Origin of the sequence: Dactylosporangium sp. CS-033363 (genome assembly GCF_050942475.1) — a bacterium.
Classification (GTDB): domain Bacteria; phylum Actinomycetota; class Actinomycetes; order Mycobacteriales; family Micromonosporaceae; genus Dactylosporangium.
The window spans coordinates 9145157-9163114 of record NZ_CP192032.1 but is presented as its reverse complement, the minus strand read 5'-3'; the positions used below and the strand labels follow the sequence as shown (position 1 = coordinate 9163114).

Here is a 17958-nt window from a genome sequence, read left to right as displayed (position 1 = left end):
CGCAGCCGTGGGGGATTCGTTCGTACACCTGCACGTACACACCGAGTATTCGATGCTCGACGGCGCGGCCCGGCTGGGACCGCTGTTCGCCGAGGCCGCCCGGCTCGGCCAGCCCGCGCTGGCCATGACCGACCACGGCAACATGTTCGGCGCCCACGACTTCTACACCGCCGCGACCGCCGCCGGGATCAAGCCGGTCATCGGGGTCGAGGCCTACCTGACCCCGGGCACCCACCGGCGCGACCGGACCCGGGTGCGCTGGGCCGACGGCGGCGAGAACGACGTCTCCGGCGGCGGCGCCTACACCCACCTGACGCTGCTGGCCGCCGGCGCGACCGGGCTGCGCAACCTGTTCCGGCTCTCGTCCCGCTCCAGCACCGAGGGGTATTTCTACAAGCCCCGGGCCGACCGCGAGCTGCTGGCCGAATACGCGGGCGGGGTGCTGGCCACCACCGGCTGCCCGTCCGGGGAGATCCAGACCTGGCTGCGCATCGGCGACTTCGAGCGGGCCTGCGCGGCCGCCGGCGAGCTGCGCGACATCTTCGGCGAGGGCAACCTCTACCTGGAGCTGATGGACCACGGGCTGCCGATCGAGCGCCGGGTCCGGGCCGACCTGCTGCGGCTGGGCAAGCGGCTCGGGCTGGCCCCGGTGGCCACGAACGACCTGCACTACACGTTCGCCGGCGACGCCGACGCCCACGAGGCCCTGCTCGCGGTGCAGTCCGCGACCACGCTGGCCGACCCGAAGCGCTTCAAGTTCGACGCCCGCGACTTCTATCTCAAGCCCGCCGAGGAGATGCGCCGGATCTGGGACGCCGAGGTGCCCGGCGCCTGCGACAACACCCTGCTCGTGGCCGAGCGGATCGGGCCCTATGCGGAGGTGTTCGCGCACCGCAGCCTGATGCCGGCGTTCCCGGTCCCGGCGGGCGAGACCGAGGACTCCTACCTGCGCGCCGCCGTCGCCCGCGGGCTGGACCGGCGCTTCCCGGACGGGGTGCCGGGTCCGCACGCCCGGCAGGCCGACTACGAGCTGTCGGTGATCCTCGGGGCCGACCTGGCCGGCTACTTCCTGGTGGTGGCCGACCTGGTGGCCCACGCCCACCGGGAGGGCATCCGGGTCGGGCCGGGGCGCGGCTCGGCGGCCGGTTCCCTGGTCGCCTTCGCGCTCGGGATCACCGAGCTCGACCCGCTCGCGCACGGGCTGCTCTTCGAGCGGTTCCTCAACCCCGAGCGCCCGAGCATGCCCGACATCGACATGGACTTCGACGAGCGCCGGCGCGGCGAGATGATCCGCTACGCCACCGAGCAATACGGCGAGGACCGGGTCTCGCAGATCATCACGTACGGGACGATCAAGGCCAAGGCGGCGATCAAGGACGCGGCCCGGGTGCTGGGCTTCCCGTTCTCCCTCGGCGAGCGGATCAGCAAGGCGGTGCCGCCGCCGGTCCTCGGGCGCGACATGCCGCTGTCGGGCGTGTTCGACCCCGCGCACTCGCGGTTCAAGGAGGGCGGGGAGCTGCGGCGGCTGTACGAGTCGGAGCCCGAGGTGCGCACGGTTGTCGACACCGCGCGCGGGCTGGAGGGGCTGAAGCGGCAGTGGGGCGTGCACGCGGCCGGCGTCATCCTGTCCCGCGAGCCGCTCATCGACGTCCTGCCGATCCAGAAGCGGGAGCAGGACGGGGCGATCATCACCCAGTGGGACATGGGCGCCTGCGAGTCCATGGGCCTGCTCAAGATGGACTTCCTGGGCCTGCGCAACCTCACGATCATCGACGACGCCCTCGACGCGATCCGGCACAACCGCGGCCGCGAGGTGGCGATCGAGGACGCGGCGCTGGACGACGTCCCGACCTACGCGCTGCTGTCCCGCGGCGACACCCTGGGCGTGTTCCAGTTCGAGGCGACGCCGGTCCGCCAGCTGCTGCGCTCGATGGCCCCGGACGGCTTCGCCGACGTCTCCGCGGTCGGCGCGCTCTACCGGCCCGGCCCGATCGCGGCCAACGCCCACAACGAGTACGCGGACCGCAAGAACGGCCGCCGCCCGGTCACCCCGATCCACCCGGAGCTCGCCGAGCCGCTCGCGGACATCCTCGGCGACACCTACGGGCTGATCGTCTACCAGGAGCAGGTCATGGCGATCGCCCAGCGCGTCGCCGGCTACACCCTGGGCGCCGCCGACCGGCTCCGGCGGGCCATGGGCAAGAAGAAGAAGGAGATCCTCGACCAGGAGTTCACGCTGTTCGCCCCGGCCATGCGCGAGCGCGGCTACTCCGAGGGCGCGATCCGCACGCTGTGGGACATCCTGGTGCCGTTCTCCGACTACGCGTTCAACAAGGCGCACAGTGTGGCCTACGGGCTGGTGGCGTACTGGACGGCGTACCTGAAGGCGAACTTCCCGGCCGAGTACATGGCCGCCCTGCTGACCTCGGTCGGCGGCGACAAGGACCGCTCCGCCCTCTACCTCGCCGAGTGCCGGCACATGGGGATCAAGGTGCTGCCGCCGGACGTCAACGCCTCCCAGGGCCGCTTCGCCGCCGCCGGCACCGACATCCGCTTCGGCCTCGGCGCCGTGCGCAACGTCGGCGCCGCCGCCGTCGAGGCCATCCTGCGGGCCCGCCGCGAGCGGGGCGCCTTCGCCGACTTCTACGACTTCCTGTCCAAGGTCGACGCCGTGGTCTGCAACCGCAAGACCATCGAGTCGCTGATCAAGGCCGGCGCCTTCGACTCCCTGGGCCACTCCCGCCGCGGCCTGCTCGCCGTGCACGCCGACGCCCTCGACGCCGTGTCGAGCGTCAAGCGCAACGAGGCCATGGGCCAGTTCGACCTCTTCGGGGCGCCGCTCATGACCGCCCCGCCGGTGCCCGCGATGGAGTGGGACAAGCCGGAGCGGCTCGCCTTCGAGCGCGAGATGCTCGGCCTCTACGTCTCCGATCACCCGCTGCGCGGCCTCGAACACGTCCTGCGGGCCGCGGCGGACCGCCCGATCGCCGCTCTGGCCGAGGACGGCTCGATCCCGGACGGCGCCGTGGTCCGGCTGGCCGGCATCCTGTCGGGCGTCCAGCGCAAGGTCACCCGCCAGGGCCGCCCGTGGGCCCAGGCGGTGCTCGAGGACCTGGACGGCAGCGTCGAGGTCATGTTCTTCCCGGACACCTACGAGCTGGTCGACCAGTGGGTCATCGAGGACGCGGTCGTCTCGGTCAAAGGCCGGGTGGACCGCCGCGAGGAGGTGCCCCGCCTGATGGCCATGGACCTCGCCCTGCCCGACCTGACCGCCCCGCCGCCGCCCGCCGCAACCGGCGATTCGGGCGGTTCGCCGGGTTCGGGCGGGATCGCCGACGCGCTTGCCGGAACGTCGCCCGCGCCTGGCAGGATGGGATCGTGAGCATCGCCCCGATTTCGCCGGTCGAACAGCCGGAGGTTGCCCGCCCGGCCCGCGTGCCGATCGTTCGGGAGCTGCTGTTCGCGCTGCTCGCCGCCGTCGTGGTGGCCGCGCTGGGGGCGCCGTTCGGCTGGCTGTGGTCGAAGCTGGCCCCGCACGTCGAGCTGGTCCAGACGCAGTACGGGCCGTACCCGCTCGACCCCGAGCCCGAGGGCTACTGGGCCGACGACGGCTGGTTCGTCCTCATGTCGATCGGCATGGGCATCGTCGTCGCCCTGGCCGCCTGGTTCCTGCTCCGCCGCTACCGGGGCCCCCTGATGCTGGCCGGCCTGGTCATCGGCTCCGCCGCCGCCTCGGTCATCGCCGCCTGGCTGGGCAACAAGATCGGCTGGGACCGCTACCTGGACCTCGCCGAGCACGCCCCGGTGAACACCCACATCTTCCGCCCGGTGAAGCTGCGCACCGGCGTGTCGAGCCTCTACCTGGGCTTCATCCCCTGGGTCCGCGGCACCATGCTGATCCAGGCCCTGGCCGCGGCCGCGATCTACACCGGCATGGCGGGCTTCCACGTCTCGCCGACCCTGCGCTACGACAACATCCCGCCGGAGTACCTGGCGCCCCCGCAGGGCACGTCGTACCCCGCGCAGCCCGCCGACCAGCCGCAGTTCCAGGGCGCGGGGTACCAGCCGTACCCGTTCCCGGCGGCCGAGTCGCCCTACCCGCCGGGCGCGGCCCAGCCGCAGTTCCCGCCGTCGGCGTCGCCTTACCCGCCGGGCCCGGTCAGCTCCGAGCTCCCGCCGGCGCCGTCCGCCCCCGCCTCGTCGTCACCTGCCCCGTCCGCGCCCGCCCCGTCGTGGCAGGACCCGGGCGCCCCGCCGCCACCGCCTCCCTCGACCGCGGACGCACCGGTGTGGCCGTCGCCGGAGCCGTCGAACCCGCCGCACTCGGACCAGCCGCGCCCCTGACCCCGCCGCCGCCGAGCGATGCCCGGCTGTAGGGGGCGACGCCCGGCTGCAGGGGGCGACGCCGGGCGGCCAGAAAATCGGTGCCTCGCGCGGCGGGTGGTGGCTGAGGATTGCGCGGTGACGATGTGGCAGAAGCTGTCGCCGGAGCAGTACGCGGTGATGATCAACGCCTATGAGAACGGGTATCTCAACGGCGTGATCACCGACTACGACGCGCGGCGGCGGCGGGAGTTGCTCGGCGATCCGCAGGCGAGCTCGAATCTTGACGACGACGGGATGCGGCGGCTGATCCCGCGGTTCGCGCGGGTGGTGGCCGACATGATCGAGCGTGGGTGGATCGAGATCCGGGAACCGCACGACGGCCGGTGGGACAGCGGCGAACCGATGTCGCCCGCCAAGATTCGGCAGACGCTCAAGGACGAGCGGACCTGGATCATCGACACGCAGAACTACGAGCATCGCATGGTGATGTTGGTGCCCGGGGACCGCTGGGAGCACGTGGGGCGGAAGAGCTAGCGGCGCGGTCAGTTGGGGCTGGAGGGGACCGCGAGGTCGCCCAAGGCCACCGGCACGGCGCGGACCTGGCCCAGCAGGGCGGTTTCGCGGCGGAGGAGCACGCGCTCCGCCTTGAGGCGGCTCTCGGTGTCCGGTTCGGCCAGCAGGGCCTGGCGGTCCTCCATGGTCAGCGACGCCGTGGCCGCGACCAGGTGGGACAGGACCGTCGGGTCGTCGGGGAGCTGCTCGCCGTCGTCGTCGGCCCGGACGGCGCGCAGGTAGTCCTGGTAGGCGGCCAGGACGCCCGCGGCCAGTTCGCCCTCGCGGTCCGGTTCGCCCTTGGGCTCGGGGAGCCATTCGACCTCGCCCGTCAGGTACGGGGCGTCGTTGCGGGCCAGGCCCAGGAGGCGGAAGCGGCGGCGGCCCAGGGTCATCAGGTCGAAGCGGCCGTCCGGGAGCTCCGTGATCTGGCGGATCTCGGCGGCGCAGCCGACCTCGTACAGGGAGAGGGACTCGCCGGCCGTGATGGTGGCGTCCTGGGCCTCGCTCTGGCGGCCCACCTCCCAGCCGCGGCGGATGGCGATGACGCCGAACTCGCGGGGGAGGCTGGCGGGGAGCTCGGTGAGGTGCTGCACGAGCGTCCGGTACCGCGGCTCGAAGACGTGCAGCGGCAGCACCAGGCCCGGAAACAGCACGGTGCCCAGCGGAAAGAGTGGGAGCAGCTCCACGAGCGGAAGCGTAGCCGAGCAAGAACGCGACCGTTGCTCAGGACGGCATACGGAGCGGAGCAATCCGTTCCGAGGTCCGGCTAGGATGGGACCCATGGGACGTAAGCGCGAGGCCGAGCGGAACGACGGGGTCATTCTCGCCGCCGCGCGGGACGTGTTCATCGCGGATCCGAAGGCGCCGATCGCCGCCGTCGCCGAGCGGGCGGGCGTGGGGATCAGTGCGCTCTACAGGCGGTACACGAGCAAAGAAGAGCTGCTCAGGACGCTGTGCCACGACGGTCTGCGGGTGTTCATCGCCGAGGCCGAGGCCGCCGCCGCGATCGAGGACGGGTGGGAGGCGCTCGCCACGTTCCTGCGCGCCGTGGTGGATGCGGATGTGCATTCGCTCACCGTGCATCTGGCCGGGACGTTCGTCTCGACGCCCGAGATGGTGGCCGACGCCCGGCGGTCGGGCGTGCTGACCAACGCGCTCGTCGAGCGGGCGCGGGCCGGCGGGCGGCTGCGGGCCGAGATTCAGCCGACCGACGTCGGGCTGGTGCTGGAGGGCTGTGCGGCGATCAGGCTCCCGGATCGGGACAGAACGAGCGAATTGCGCCGCCGGTACCTCGCGATGACCCTCGATGGCATGAGCCGCGGCGAGCGCGGGGAGCTGCCCGGTCCGCCCGCGGCGCCGGACGAGCTGAACTGGCGGTGGACGAGATCCCGACAGCCCGCAGGGCGGGACGGCGACGCATAACCGCTGGCGGCGCCGAATAGACTCGCAAGGGTGTTGAACCGGATCGACCTGCGCGGCTCCGCCGAGGACCCGCGCCGTCTGCTGCCCCGAGCCGCCATCGACGTATCCGTCGCCGCCGAGCAGGTGCGCTCGACCGTGGAGGGGGTCCGGGAGCATGGGGCGGCGGCGATCCGCGAGGCCGCGCTGCGCTTCGACCGGGTCGACGTCAAGCAGCTGCGGGTGCCGCGGGAGGAGATCGAGCGGGCCGAGGCCGGGCTCGACCCCGACGTGCGCGCGGCGCTGCTGGAGTCGATCGCGCGGGCCCGCAAGGTGCACGGCGACCAGCGCCGGACCGAGACCACGACCGTGCTGGCCGAGGGCGGCACCGTCACCCAGCGCTGGCTGCCGGTCGGCCGGGTCGGGCTCTACGTGCCGGGCGGGCTGGCCGTGTACCCGTCCAGCGTGGTCATGAACGTCGTCCCGGCCCAGGCCGCCGGGGTCGAGTCGATCGCGGTGAGCAGCCCGCCGCAGAAGGACACCGGCCTGCCCAACGCCAACATCCTGGCCGCGTGCGCGCTGCTCGGGGTGGACGAGGTCTACGCGGTCGGCGGGGCGCAGGCGATCGCCATGCTCGGGTACGGGTTCACCGACGAGCAGCCCGGCTGCGAGCCGGTCGACATGATCACCGGGCCGGGCAACATCTGGGTGACCGCGGCCAAGCGGATGCTGCGCGGGACGGTGGGCATCGACGCCGAGGCCGGGCCGACCGAGATCGCGATCCTGGCCGACGACAGCGCCGATCCGCGCCACGTGGCCGCCGACCTGATCAGCCAGGCCGAGCACGACCCGCTCGCGGCGAGCGTGCTCGTCACCACGTCGGCCGAGCTGGCCGAGGCGACCGAGGCCGAGGTCGAGCGGCAGGTGGCCGCGACCAAGCACCTCGAGCGCGTCCGCGAGGCGCTGTCCGGGCCGCAGTCGGCGATCGTCCTCGTCGACGATCTCGCGCAGGGGCTGCGGGTCGTCGACGCGTACGCGGCCGAGCACCTGGAGATCCAGACCCGCGACCCGCGCACCGTGGCCGAGCGGGTCCGCAACGCCGGGGCCGTCTTCGTCGGGGCCTGGTCGCCGGTCTCCCTCGGCGACTACTGCGCCGGCTCCAACCACGTGCTCCCGACCGGTGGCTGCGCGCGGCACCAGTCCGGCCTGTCGACCCAGACCTTCCTGCGGGGCGTGCAGCTCATCGAGTACAGCCGCGATGCCCTTCAGGAGGTTGCCGGGCACGTCGTGGCGCTGTCGGCGGCCGAGGATCTGCCCGCGCACGGGGCCGCGGTGACCGTGAGGTTCCAGGCATGACCGCGCTGGACGACCTGCCGCTGCGCGACGAGCTGCGGGGGATGACCCCGTACGGCGCGCCCCAGCTCGACGTGGCCGTGCGGCTCAACACCAACGAGAACTCGTACCCGGTGCCCGAGCCCGCCGTCGCCGAGATGGAGAAGGCGCTCGGGACGGTGCTGCGGGACCTCAACCGCTACCCGGACCGCGACGCGATGGCGCTGCGGACGGACCTCGCGGCGTACCTCGGCCACGGCCTCACCGCCGCGAACGTCTGGGCGGCCAACGGCTCCAACGAGATCCAGCAGCAGCTGCTGCAGGTCTTCGCCGGGCCGGGGCGCACCGCGCTCGGGTTCACGCCGTCGTACTCCATGCACCCCCTCCTCGCCGCCGGCACCGGCACGGCGTGGATCGACGGGCGGCGCGCCGAGGACTACACGCTGAGCGCCGAGCACGTGGTCGCGAAGATCGCCGAGCACGATCCCGACCTGGTGTTCCTGTGCTCGCCGAACAACCCGACCGGCACCGCGCTGCCCCTGGAGGTCGTCGAGGCGGCGGTCGGGGCGGCCCGGGGCATGGTGATCGTCGACGAGGCCTACGCGGAGTTCGCGCGCCCCGGCACCGTCTTCGCGCTGAGCCTCGTCGAGCGCTCCCCGCGGCTGGTCGTGACCCGCACCATGAGCAAGGCGTTCGCGCTGGCCGGGGGCCGGGTCGGCTATCTGGCCGCCGACGCCGCCGTGGTGGACGCGGTGCAGCTGGTGCGGCTGCCGTACCACCTGAGCGCCATGACCCAGGCCGTGGCCCGGGCCGCGCTCGCGCACACCGACGCCCTGCTGTCGACCGTGGACGCGATCAAGGAGCAGCGCGACCGGATCGTCACCACGCTGCGCGGCTGGCAGCTGCCGGTCGCCGACAGCGACGCCAACTTCGTGCTGTTCGGCGCCCCGCGCGGGGACAGCAAGGGGACGTGGCAGGCCCTGCTCGACCGGGGCGTGCTCATCCGCGACGTCGGCCTGCCCGGCTGGCTGCGCGTCACCGCCGGCACCCCGGAGGAGACCGGGGCCTTCCTGACTGCCCTGGAGGAACTGCTGTGAGTCGTACCGCCCGGATCGAGCGCGTGACCAAGGAGACCAAGGTCCTGGTCGAGCTCGACCTCGACGGCACCGGCGTGGGCGAGATCGCGACCGGGGTCGGCTTCTACGACCACATGCTCAACCAGATCGCCAAGCACGGCGGCTTCGACCTGCGCGTGCAGACCGTGGGCGACCTGGAGATCGACGCGCACCACACCGTCGAGGACACCGCGCTCGCCCTCGGGGCCGCGTTCGCCGAGGCGCTGGGGGACAAGGCGGGCGTGACCCGCTACGGCCACGCGCAGGTGCCGCTGGACGAGGTGCTCGCCTCGGCGGTCGTCGACCTGTCCGGCCGCCCGTACGTGGTGCACGACGAGCCGGCGAACATCGCCCCGCACATCGGCGGCAACTACCCGACGAGCCTGACCCGGCACATCTGGGAGTCCTTCGGGCACTCGGCCAAGGTGACGCTGCACGTGAGCATCCTGCGGGCCGGTCGGCACGGGGCCCAGCCCGACGCCCACCACATCGTCGAGGCCCAGTTCAAGGCGGTGGCCCGGGCGCTGCGCCAGGCGTGCGCGCTCGACCCGCGCAATGCCGGGGTCGTGCCCAGTACCAAGGGTGCACTGTGAGCGGTCTGGAGCGAAGCGGAGGAGCCGCTCACCGGGGGCACAGTTTGACCGCGCCGGCGCCGGAGCCTGCGGAGGTGACGGCGTGAGTATTTTGCTGTTCGGCTTGGCCGGGCTGCTGCTCGGCGGGGCGCTCACGCTGCGGCAGAACACGTCGAAGGTACCGTCGATCATCACGTTCGCCCTGGCCGCCCTCGCGGCGGTCGGCGGCCTGCTGTGGTCCTTCAACTAGGAGGCGTCTCGTGGCGAAGCGAGTGGTGATCCTCGACTACGGCTCCGGCAACCTCCGCTCGGCCGAGCGGGCCGTGGCCCGGGTCGGCGCCGACGTCGAGGTGACCGCGGACCTGGACCGGGCGGCCCGCGCGGACGGCCTGGTCGTGCCGGGCGTCGGGGCCTACGCGGCGTGCATGGCCGGCATCGAGGCGCTCGGGGCCGGTCCGACGATCGCCGAGCGGGTCCGCGCCGGCGCGCCGGTGCTCGGCATCTGCGTCGGCATGCAGATCCTGTTCGACGAGGGCGCGGAGCACGGGGTGGTGACCAAGGGCCTCGGTCTCGCGCCGGGTTCGGTGACGCGCCTTCAGGCTCCCGTCGTACCGCACATGGGCTGGAACACCGTCGCCTGGCCCGAGGACTCGGTGCTCGGCGCCGGCCTCCCCGCCGACACCCGCTTCTACTTCGTGCACTCCTACGCGGCGACCTCGGCCGGCGCCGGCACCGCGATCACGGTGCACGGCGAGCCGTTCGTGGCCGCGTTCGAGACCGGCGTGCTGCGGGCGACCCAGTTCCACCCCGAGAAGTCCGGCGACGCGGGTGCCACCCTGCTGGCCAACTGGCTCCGGACCCTTTGAGCAAGGAACGGGCGAAACGGCGCGCTCTGCTGGAGGCCGAGCGCGCCGAACGCATGCGGCGCCACGAGCGCAAGCGGGCCCGGCGGGCCGCCGTGCGCCGGCTGGTGCCCAAGGTCCGGGTCGGGCGTACCGGTAAGATTTTCGCTCGCCGCTCCCGCAAGCAGAAGGCGATCATCGCCATCCTCGTGCTGGCGGTCCTGGTGCTGGTCTGGGTGTCCTTCGACTCCTGGCCGGCCCGGATCGGCATCAGCGCGATCGTCATCGTCGCCACTCCGGCGCTCACCGTGCTCGTCCTCGACCGTCGCATCTGAAAACCGCCGTCTCTCAAGAAGGATCGCAAACCATGGCCCTGCAGCTCCTGCCCGCCGTCGACGTCGCCGACGGCCAGGCGGTCCGTCTCGTCCAGGGCGCCGCCGGCAGCGAAACCACGTACGGCGACCCGCTCGAGGCCGCCCTCGCCTGGCAGCGGCAGGGCGCGGAGTGGATCCACCTCGTCGACCTCGACGCCGCCTTCGGCCGCGGCTCCAACGCCGAGCTGCTCGCCGACGTGGTGCGCCGCCTCGACGTGCAGGTGGAGCTGTCCGGCGGGATCCGCGACGAGGCCTCGCTGAAGGCGGCCCTGTCCACCGGCGCGACCCGGGTCAACCTCGGCACCGCGGCGCTGGAGAACCCCGACTGGTGCGACCACGTCTGCGCCACCTACGGCGACCAGGTCGCGGTCGGCCTCGACGTGCGCGGCCACCAGCTCGCGGCCCGCGGCTGGACCAAGGAGGGCGGGGACCTGTTCGAGGTGCTCGACCGGCTGGAGAAGGCGGGCTGCGCGCGGTACGTGGTCACCGACGTGATGCGCGACGGCACGCTGACCGGCCCGAACCTGACCCTGCTGCTGGAGGTCACCGGCCGGACCAAGAAGCCCGTGATCGCCTCGGGCGGCGTGTCCAAGCTCGATGACCTGCGCCAGCTGGCCGCGCTGGAGCCGGCCGGGGTCGAGGGCGTGATCGTGGGCAAGGCGCTCTACGCGGGCGCGTTCACCGTCACCGAGGCCCTCGAGGCGCTGCGGGTGGCGCCGTGAGCGTCGCCGTCCGGGTCATCCCGTGCCTGGACGTCGACGCCGGGCGGGTGGTGAAGGGCGTCAACTTCCTCAATCTGCGCGACGCCGGCGATCCCGTGGAGCTCGGGGCCGCCTATGACGCCGCCGGCGCGGACGAGCTCGTGTTCCTCGACGTGACCGCGTCGTCGCAGGGCCGGGCGACGATGCTCGAAGTTGTCCGGCGTACCGCGGAAACGGTCTTCATCCCGCTCACCGTCGGCGGCGGCGTGCGCAGCGTCGGGGACGTCGACACGCTGCTGCGCGCGGGCGCGGACAAGGTCGGGGTGAACACGGCCGCGATCGCGCGCCCGGAGCTCATCGCCGAGATCGCGCAGCGCTTCGGCAACCAGGTGCTGACGCTGTCGCTGGACGTGCGGCGGGGCGAGGGGCAGCCCAGCGGCTTCGAGGTGACCACGCACGGCGGGCGCCGCGGGGCGGGGCTGGACGCGGTCGCGTGGGCGGCGCAGGTGGCCGAGCTCGGGGCGGGGGAGATCCTGCTGAACTCGATGGACGCCGACGGGACCAAGGACGGCTTCGACCTGGAGCTGATCCGGGCCGTCCGTGCGGTGGTCGACATTCCGGTGATCGCGAGCGGCGGGGCCGGCAAGGTGTCGGATTTCGCGCCGGCCGTGGATTCGGGCGCCGATGCCGTGCTCGCCGCGAGCGTGTTCCACTTCGGCGAGCTCAGCATCGGCGACGTGAAGGATGCCCTGCGGGTCGCCGGGCACCCGATCCGCTAGTCGGCCTTCTTGCCGGCGGTTACCGCGATGCCGACGATCCAGCCGACGAACAGGCCGTAGCCCGACGCCTCGACGGCCGCCTGGAAGGCGTTGAGCATGGACGGGTTGGAGACGATGAAGGCGGTCGCGAACGCGGAGAGCGCGGCGCCGAAGATCAGCGCCGCCCAGCCGACCACGAAGGCACCTCCGCCGCCGGCCACCGTGCGGGCCGAGACGGCCAGCACCAGCGCGACGAAGAGGATGGTCAGCAGCGCCCGCAGGTCGTTGGCGAGCAGGTCCCGGGCGGCGTCGCCCGAACCGTCCCGCGGGCTGATCCACCAGCGCGGCCAGGCCAGCTTGCGCAGGAAGAAGCCCCACACGGTCGACCCGTCGCTGTGCCGGTCGACCCACTCAGTGAAGATCTGGTTGCCGAAGATCAGCACCAGAAGGACCGTCGCCAGGATGCCTGCGCCGGTCGCGGTCCGGGAACGGAAGAGGGCCATGCCCTGAATGTAAGGGGCGCTCCGGATCCCCGCTGAAATGAATAGTGTGAATGAAACCCCCGGGGGTTCAGACCACCTGCACAACGGCCTGATGATTCGCCCATTCGGGCATTTCGCCCGGCGCCGGACGCATGGCCCAGGCCTCCCGGAGGGCGGAAACCGTGGCCCCGATGGCGGGCCGGACCGCGGCCGCCGCCCGCCACGCGACGCTGACCCGCCGGGCCGCCTCCGGGGCGACCGGGCGCGCGACCACCCCGGCCGGCAGGGCGGTGCGGGCCAGCCGCGGGATGAATGCCACGCCCAGCCCCTCGGCCACGAACGTCAGCTGCGTCTCGAACTCGTTGACCAGGATCGCCGGCTCCAGCCCGGGCAGCATCCGCAGCAGCCACTCGTGGCAGACGGTGTTCGGCGTCGAGGCGATCCAGCGCTCCTCGCGCACCTCGTCGAGGGTGACCGGGCCCGGCCCGCGGGCGAGGCGGTGCCCGGCCGGCACGATCAGGTCCCCGACGTCCAGGCCGAGCTCGACGCTGGCCACGCCCGCCGGGTACGTCACCGGGATCTCCAGCCACTCGTCGATCAGGGCGACGTCGACGGTGCCGCGCAGGATGCCGGCGAAGCTCGACTCCCGGTCCGACTCCAGCAGGGCCGGCTCCAGCGCCGGATGGTCGGCCGCGAGCCGGCGCAGCGCGTGCGGGAGCAGGCCCCGGCACGCCGTCGGGAACGACGCGATGCTCAGCCGGCCCGACACCGTCTCCTGGTGCGCGGCGAGGGCCGCCTCGGCCTCCTCGACCGCCGCGAGGACCCGGGCCGCGTGCTCGGCCAGGACCCGCCCGGCCTCGGTCAGCCGCAGCCGCCGGCCGTCCTTCTCCACGAGTGTTGCCCGCGTCTCCCGCTCCAGCTTGGCGAGGTGCTGCGACACGGCCGACGGGGTGATGTGCAGCGCCCCGGCGGCGGCCGTGACCGTGCCGAACGTCTGCACCGCGCGGAGCGCCTGGAGGCGCGCGAGGTCAAGCATGAAGCAATACTAAAACCATCATGCAGTACTTTTCGATGGTGCTTCACGGTCCGCCGGGCCAATCATCGGGGCATGAAACCTCGCGACCTCGCCCTGGCGACCGTGGTCAGCGTCATCTGGGGCGTCAACTTCGTAGTCATCCACGTCGGGCTCGACAGCATGTCCCCGCTGCTGTTCTGCGCCCTGCGCTTCGGGGTCGCCGCGCTGCCCGCCGTGTTCCTGGTCGGCCGGCCGCAGGCGCCGTGGCGCTGGGTGATCGCGACCGGCATCGCGCTCGGCGTGGTCAAGTTCTCGCTGCTCTTCGCCGGGATGGCGGCCGGGCTGCCGTCGGGGCTGTCGGCCCTGGTCCTGCAGAGCCAGGTGATCTTCACGCTGGTGTTCGCCACGGTACTGCTGCGCGACCGCCCCGGCCCCCGGCGCATCGGCGGCGTGGTCCTGGCCGGCGCCGGCATCGCGCTCATCGCCACCCAGCTCGGCCTGGACCGCCCGCTCGGCGCGTTCCTGCTGGTCGTGGCGGCCGGCGCGGCCTGGGGCCTGGCCAACATCGCGATGCGCAAGGCGTCGGCCGAGAACATGCTCAACTTCATGGTGTGGGTCAGTGCCGTCGCGACCCCGCCGCTGATCCTGCTGACCCTGACCGTCGACGGCCCGCGGTACGTCTGGGGCGCCCTGCAGGGCCTCGACCTGGTCGCCATCGGGGCGATCGGCTACATCGCCTACCTCAGCACGCTGCTCGGCTTCGGGATCTGGGGCCGGCTGATCGGCCGCTACGGGGCCGGGACGGTGGCGCCGTTCGCGGCCCTCGCGCCGGTCTTCGCGATCCTGTCCTCGGCGCTGTTCCTGCACGAGGCGATCCACTGGTACGACCTCGCGGGCGGGGCATTGATCCTCGGTGGGGTCCTGCTGTCGGCGCTGAAATTGGACTTGCCCAGGCAGGCCACAGGTGCCAGGGTAAGGCCAATGGAGCGGGTGTAAGGAGGCCAATCGGTGTCTGCGATCGTCCGGGGCGCGCAACTGGCCCGCATGCTCAACGCCTGGCAGGTCGCCGTCGGGGTCCGCGGCCCGGCGGGGAAGCGGCCCGAGTACGTGGTGCTCGCCAACGCCGTGCGCGGCCTGCTCATCGACGGGCGGCTGGCGCTCGGGGTGCGGCTGCCCGCGGAACGGGAGCTGGCGGCGGCGCTGGGCATTTCGCGTACAACGGTGACGGCCGCCTATCGGGAACTGCGCGAGAGCGGGCACCTGTCGAGCCGCCGGGGCGCGGGCAGCTGGACCGAGCTGCCGGCTGGGCACCGGGTCGGCACCTCCGGGCTGTGGACGCCCAGCGACGACGCCGGCCTGATCGACCTGGGCTGCGCGGCGATGCCGGCCCCGCCGGAGCTGTCGGTCGCGGCGGCGGAGGCGGTGACGGACCTGGAGCCGTACCTGTGCGGCCCGGGCTACCAGCCGATGGGCCTGCTGACCCTGCGCGAGGCGATCGCCTGCCACTACACCGAGCGCGGCCTGCCCACCGACCCCGACCAGGTGATGATCACCGGCGGCGTGCAGCAGGCCCTGGACCTGCTGCTGCGCCTGCTGGTCGCCCCGGGCCAGCGCGCCCTGGTGGAGACCCCGACCTATCCGAACGCCCTGAGCGCGTTCCTGGCGGGGCGGGCGCGGATCAGCTCGTACGCGATCGGCCCGGACGGCTGGGATCCCGACCTGCTGCTGTCGACCGTGCGGGCGGCGCAGGCGCGGGTGGCGTACCTCATCCCGGAGTTCCACAACCCGACCGGCCACCTGATGCCGGTGTCCCTGCGCGAGAAGCTGCCCGCGGCCGCCCACGCCGCCGGCACCGACCTGGTCATCGACGAGTCGTTCGTGGACCTGGCCCTGGAGCCGGAGCTGGCCCGCTCGATGCCGCCCGCCGTCGCCGCGTTCGACCGCACCGCGCGGGTGCTGACGATCGGCGGGATGAGCAAGGCCTTCTGGGGCGGCCTGCGCATCGGCTGGGTGCGCGGCCCGGCCTCGCTGATCGCCCGCCTGGCCGCCGCCCGCGTCGGCGTGGACATGGCCTCCCCGGTCCTCGACCAGCTGGTGGCCACCCGGCTGCTGCAGCGCCGCGAGACGATCGTCGCCGCGCGCCGCAAGCAGCTGCTCGTGCAGCGCGACACCCTGGCCGCGGCGCTGCGGGCCGAGCTGCCGGAGTGGCGCTTCGTCCTGCCGCGGGGCGGGATGGTGATCTGGGCCGAGCTCGACGCGCCGGTGTCCAGCGCCCTGGCCCGCTCGGCCGAGGAGCTGGGCGTGCGGGTGGCGCCGGGGCCCCGCTTCGGCGCCGACGGGACGATGGAGCGCTTCATGCGGCTGCCGTTCACGCTGCCGGAGGCCGACCTGATCGAGGCGGTGCGGCGGCTCGCGGAGGCCCGCACGGATCTCGACCGGCCGCGCCGGCACACCTGGCAGGCCCAGACCGTCCTGGCCTAGAACCTGCGTGAGACGCGTCGTGGCCCCCGGGGATGGCGGTTCCCGGGGGCCACGACACTGTGGGGTGTGAATAGAGGACTGTGGTCAGATCTCCGCTAGCGTGCCCGCGTACATGCCGTCGATGTCGGCCGCGAAGGACTTCTCGACCGCGCGCCGCTTGACCTTCAGCGACGGCGTGAGCTCGCCGTCCTCGATCGACAGGTCGCGGCCGAGGATCGTGAACTTCTTGATCTGCTCCCAGCGGTTGAGCTTCGCGTTGAGCTCCTGGACGTATCCGGCGACGAGTTCCTGCGCCTCGTTCGAGCCCGCGATCTCCTCGTACGACCTGCCCTCCAGCGGCGTGCCCGCGGCCCAGCCCTTGATCGCGTCCGGGTCGAGGGTCACCAGCATCGTCACGTAGTTGCGGGCCTGGCCCACGACGATGGCCTGGGAGGTGTACGGGCAGACCGACTTGAACAGGCCCTCGATGTGACTCGGGGCCACGTACTTGCCGCCGGACGTCTTGATGAGGTCCTTCTTGCGGTCGGTGATCCGCAGGTACCCGTTGTCGTCGAGCTCGCCGATGTCGCCGGTGCGGAACCAGCCGTCCTCGGTGAAGGCGGCGGCGGTCTCGTCGGGCAGGTTGTGGTACCCCCGCATCACCGGCGTGCCGCGCAGCAGCACCTCGCCGTCGGTGTCGAGCCGGCACTCCAGGTCGCCCAGGGACTGCCCGACGGTGCCGATCTTCGCCTTGCCCTCGCGGTTGACGAACGAGCCGGCGGAGGTCTCGGTCAGGCCGTACCCCTCCAGGATCGGCAGCCCGGCGGCGAAGAAGAACTGGGCGATCTCCGGCGCGAGCGGCGCGGAGCCCGAGACCATCGCGCGCATCCGGCCGCCGAGCCGCGCGCGCAGCTTGCTGAACACGAGCTTGTCGGCGATCCCGTACTGCAGCTTCAGCGCCCCGCCCGGCTCGCGCCCGGCCTGCCGCTCGGCCACGACCCGCCGCCCGACGCCCAGCGCCCAGCTGAAGATCTTGAGCTTGGCCCCGCCGTCGGCCTGGGCCCCGGTCACGACCCGGTTGTAGACCTTCTCGAACACCCGCGGCGCCGCGCACATGAGCGTCGGCTGGATCTTCCCGAGGTTGTCGATGAGCTTGTCCACCCGCCCGTCGACGTACGTGGGCAGCCCGACGTAGATGATCCCGCACAGCAGCGTCTTGCCGAACGAGTGCGACAGGGGCAGCCAGAGGTACTGCAGGTCGCTGCTGTTGAGCACGCCCGTGTCCTGCTGCGTCCTGCCCTGCCAGATCCACCCGGCGTGCAGCAGCTCGACGCCCTTGGGGCGGCCGGTCGTGCCCGACGTGTAGATCAGCGTCGCGAGCTGGTCGCCGGCGATGCCCGCCACGATCCCGTCGATCAGGCCCGGGTCGGCGGCGTTGGCGGCCTGCCCCGCGGCTTCGAGGTCGGCGATGCTCATCGTGGGCCTGACCTCGGTACCGGTGGGGGAACCGTCGATCAGCACGATGTGCGTCAGGTGCGGCAGATCGGCCCCGTCGAGCTTGGCCGCCTGCTCCGGGTTCTCGGCGAAGAGCACCTTGGAGCCGGAGTCCGTGACGATGTACACGGCCTCCTCGGGCTCGGTCGTGGGGTACACCGTCGTGGTGGCCGCACCGGCGAGCATGATGCCGAGGTCGGCGAGGATCCAGTCCAGCCGCGTGCTGGACAGCACGCCGACCCGGTCCTCGGGCCGCACGCCGAGCGTGGTCAGGCCGGCGGCGATGTTCCGGGCGCGCGCGTCGACCTCGCGCCAGGTCATCCAGATCGGGTCCCCGGCGTCGTCGGGGGCGGGACGGGCGAGGGCGCGGGCGTCGGGGGTGGAGGCCACCCGGTTGAGGAACATGTCCGGGATCGAGCGGTACGGCAGTTCGAGCCGCTGGGTCTGGGTCATGGTCGGGGTGCCTTCCGGGGCGTCCGGGAGAGTACGCCGCCGCCCGTGACTGGCGTCACGTCCGTCGGTTACCAGACGGTA

Annotated in this window: 17 protein-coding genes and 1 pseudogene; 14 read left to right on the top strand and 4 right to left on the bottom strand. The window is 72.8% G+C overall.

The window, feature by feature from the left end:
* Positions 1–7: 7 nt before the first annotated feature.
* The 3 genes and pseudogenes from dnaE to ACQPZ4_RS42235 all read left to right on the top strand — a co-directional run.
* Positions 8–3274: pseudogene (gene dnaE / locus ACQPZ4_RS42245) on the top strand (DNA polymerase III subunit alpha); the annotation flags it as partial.
* A 104-nt stretch (positions 3275–3378) separates the two neighbouring features.
* On the top strand, positions 3379–4344 hold the full coding sequence (locus ACQPZ4_RS42240) for a DUF2567 domain-containing protein (RefSeq protein WP_433049391.1): 966 nt from the start codon (positions 3379–3381) through the stop codon (positions 4342–4344).
* A gap of 117 nt (positions 4345–4461) precedes the next feature.
* The gene (locus tag ACQPZ4_RS42235) at positions 4462–4860 is read left to right on the top strand and encodes a hypothetical protein (RefSeq protein ID WP_433049388.1); all 399 of its coding nucleotides are present in this window, start codon (positions 4462–4464) and stop codon (positions 4858–4860) included.
* 8 nt (positions 4861–4868) lie between these two features.
* On the opposite strand, the gene ACQPZ4_RS42230 is transcribed toward ACQPZ4_RS42235, so the two are convergent.
* On the bottom strand, positions 4869–5567 hold the full coding sequence (locus ACQPZ4_RS42230; protein WP_433049385.1) for an LON peptidase substrate-binding domain-containing protein: 699 nt from the start codon (positions 5565–5567) through the stop codon (positions 4869–4871).
* Positions 5568–5661: 94 nt separating this feature from the next.
* Here ACQPZ4_RS42230 and ACQPZ4_RS42225 point away from each other — a divergent pair, with 94 nt between their 5' ends.
* The 9 genes from ACQPZ4_RS42225 to hisF all read left to right on the top strand — a co-directional run bounded on the left by ACQPZ4_RS42225 (position 5662) and on the right by hisF (position 11994).
* Positions 5662–6303: a TetR/AcrR family transcriptional regulator gene (locus tag ACQPZ4_RS42225; protein ID WP_433049382.1), complete on the top strand. Its 642-nt coding sequence runs from the start codon at positions 5662–5664 to the stop codon at positions 6301–6303.
* 30 nt (positions 6304–6333) lie between these two features.
* Positions 6334–7635: a histidinol dehydrogenase gene (gene hisD / locus ACQPZ4_RS42220; RefSeq protein WP_433049379.1), complete on the top strand. Its 1302-nt coding sequence runs from the start codon at positions 6334–6336 to the stop codon at positions 7633–7635.
* Complete coding sequence (locus ACQPZ4_RS42215; protein WP_433049376.1) at positions 7632–8708, top strand: histidinol-phosphate transaminase; 1077 nt, start codon at positions 7632–7634, stop codon at positions 8706–8708. The genes hisD and ACQPZ4_RS42215 overlap by 4 nt, the downstream gene beginning before the upstream one ends.
* Positions 8705–9319 carry an imidazoleglycerol-phosphate dehydratase HisB gene (gene hisB / locus ACQPZ4_RS42210; RefSeq protein ID WP_433049373.1) on the top strand — a complete coding sequence of 205 codons (615 nt, stop codon included), beginning with the start codon at positions 8705–8707 and terminating at the stop codon, positions 9317–9319. The genes ACQPZ4_RS42215 and hisB overlap by 4 nt, the downstream gene beginning before the upstream one ends.
* Positions 9320–9401: 82 nt before the next feature.
* Positions 9402–9548: a hypothetical protein gene (locus tag ACQPZ4_RS42205; RefSeq protein ID WP_433049370.1), complete on the top strand. Its 147-nt coding sequence runs from the start codon at positions 9402–9404 to the stop codon at positions 9546–9548.
* A 10-nt stretch (positions 9549–9558) separates the two neighbouring features.
* Positions 9559–10164, top strand: a complete 606-nt coding sequence (hisH, locus tag ACQPZ4_RS42200) for an imidazole glycerol phosphate synthase subunit HisH (protein WP_433049367.1) — start codon at positions 9559–9561, stop codon at positions 10162–10164.
* Positions 10161–10475, top strand: coding sequence for a hypothetical protein (locus tag ACQPZ4_RS42195; protein ID WP_433049364.1), 315 nt, complete (start codon positions 10161–10163; stop codon positions 10473–10475). The genes hisH and ACQPZ4_RS42195 overlap by 4 nt, the downstream gene beginning before the upstream one ends.
* A gap of 32 nt (positions 10476–10507) precedes the next feature.
* Positions 10508–11236: a bifunctional 1-(5-phosphoribosyl)-5-((5-phosphoribosylamino)methylideneamino)imidazole-4-carboxamide isomerase/phosphoribosylanthranilate isomerase PriA gene (gene priA, locus ACQPZ4_RS42190; RefSeq protein WP_433049361.1), complete on the top strand. Its 729-nt coding sequence runs from the start codon at positions 10508–10510 to the stop codon at positions 11234–11236.
* Positions 11233–11994: an imidazole glycerol phosphate synthase subunit HisF gene (gene hisF / locus ACQPZ4_RS42185; RefSeq protein WP_433049358.1), complete on the top strand. Its 762-nt coding sequence runs from the start codon at positions 11233–11235 to the stop codon at positions 11992–11994. The genes priA and hisF overlap by 4 nt, the downstream gene beginning before the upstream one ends.
* On the opposite strand, the gene ACQPZ4_RS42180 is transcribed toward hisF, so the two are convergent.
* Both ACQPZ4_RS42180 and ACQPZ4_RS42175 read right to left on the bottom strand, forming a co-directional pair.
* Entirely contained in the window at positions 11991–12476 is a 486-nt protein-coding gene (locus ACQPZ4_RS42180; protein WP_433049355.1) for a hypothetical protein, read from the bottom strand. The genes hisF and ACQPZ4_RS42180 overlap by 4 nt on opposite strands.
* Positions 12477–12543: 67 nt before the next feature.
* Positions 12544–13491, bottom strand: coding sequence for a LysR family transcriptional regulator (locus ACQPZ4_RS42175; RefSeq protein WP_433049352.1), 948 nt, complete (start codon positions 13489–13491; stop codon positions 12544–12546).
* 72 nt (positions 13492–13563) lie between these two features.
* Between ACQPZ4_RS42175 and ACQPZ4_RS42170 the strand changes: the two genes are divergently transcribed.
* Positions 13564–14466: an EamA family transporter gene (locus ACQPZ4_RS42170; protein WP_433049349.1), complete on the top strand. Its 903-nt coding sequence runs from the start codon at positions 13564–13566 to the stop codon at positions 14464–14466.
* Between the two features lie 12 nt (positions 14467–14478).
* Complete coding sequence (locus tag ACQPZ4_RS42165; protein ID WP_433049346.1) at positions 14479–15951, top strand: PLP-dependent aminotransferase family protein; 1473 nt, start codon at positions 14479–14481, stop codon at positions 15949–15951.
* An 84-nt stretch (positions 15952–16035) separates the two neighbouring features.
* Here ACQPZ4_RS42165 and ACQPZ4_RS42160 read toward each other — a convergent pair whose 3' ends face one another.
* Complete coding sequence (locus ACQPZ4_RS42160) at positions 16036–17877, bottom strand: AMP-dependent synthetase/ligase (protein ID WP_433049344.1); 1842 nt, start codon at positions 17875–17877, stop codon at positions 16036–16038.
* Positions 17878–17958: the final 81 nt, after the last annotated feature.

Coding starts and splice junctions, on each gene's coding strand:
- ACQPZ4_RS42215 (WP_433049376.1), top strand. CDS start 7,632: ATGACCGCGCTGGACGACCTGCCGCTGCGCGACGAGCTGCGGGGGATG.
- ACQPZ4_RS42180 (WP_433049355.1), bottom strand. CDS start 12,476: ATGGCCCTCTTCCGTTCCCGGACCGCGACCGGCGCAGGCATCCTGGCG.
- priA (WP_433049361.1), top strand. CDS start 10,508: ATGGCCCTGCAGCTCCTGCCCGCCGTCGACGTCGCCGACGGCCAGGCG.
- ACQPZ4_RS42225 (WP_433049382.1), top strand. CDS start 5,662: ATGGGACGTAAGCGCGAGGCCGAGCGGAACGACGGGGTCATTCTCGCC.
- ACQPZ4_RS42175 (WP_433049352.1), bottom strand. CDS start 13,491: ATGCTTGACCTCGCGCGCCTCCAGGCGCTCCGCGCGGTGCAGACGTTC.
- ACQPZ4_RS42170 (WP_433049349.1), top strand. CDS start 13,564: ATGAAACCTCGCGACCTCGCCCTGGCGACCGTGGTCAGCGTCATCTGG.
- ACQPZ4_RS42160 (WP_433049344.1), bottom strand. CDS start 17,877: ATGACCCAGACCCAGCGGCTCGAACTGCCGTACCGCTCGATCCCGGAC.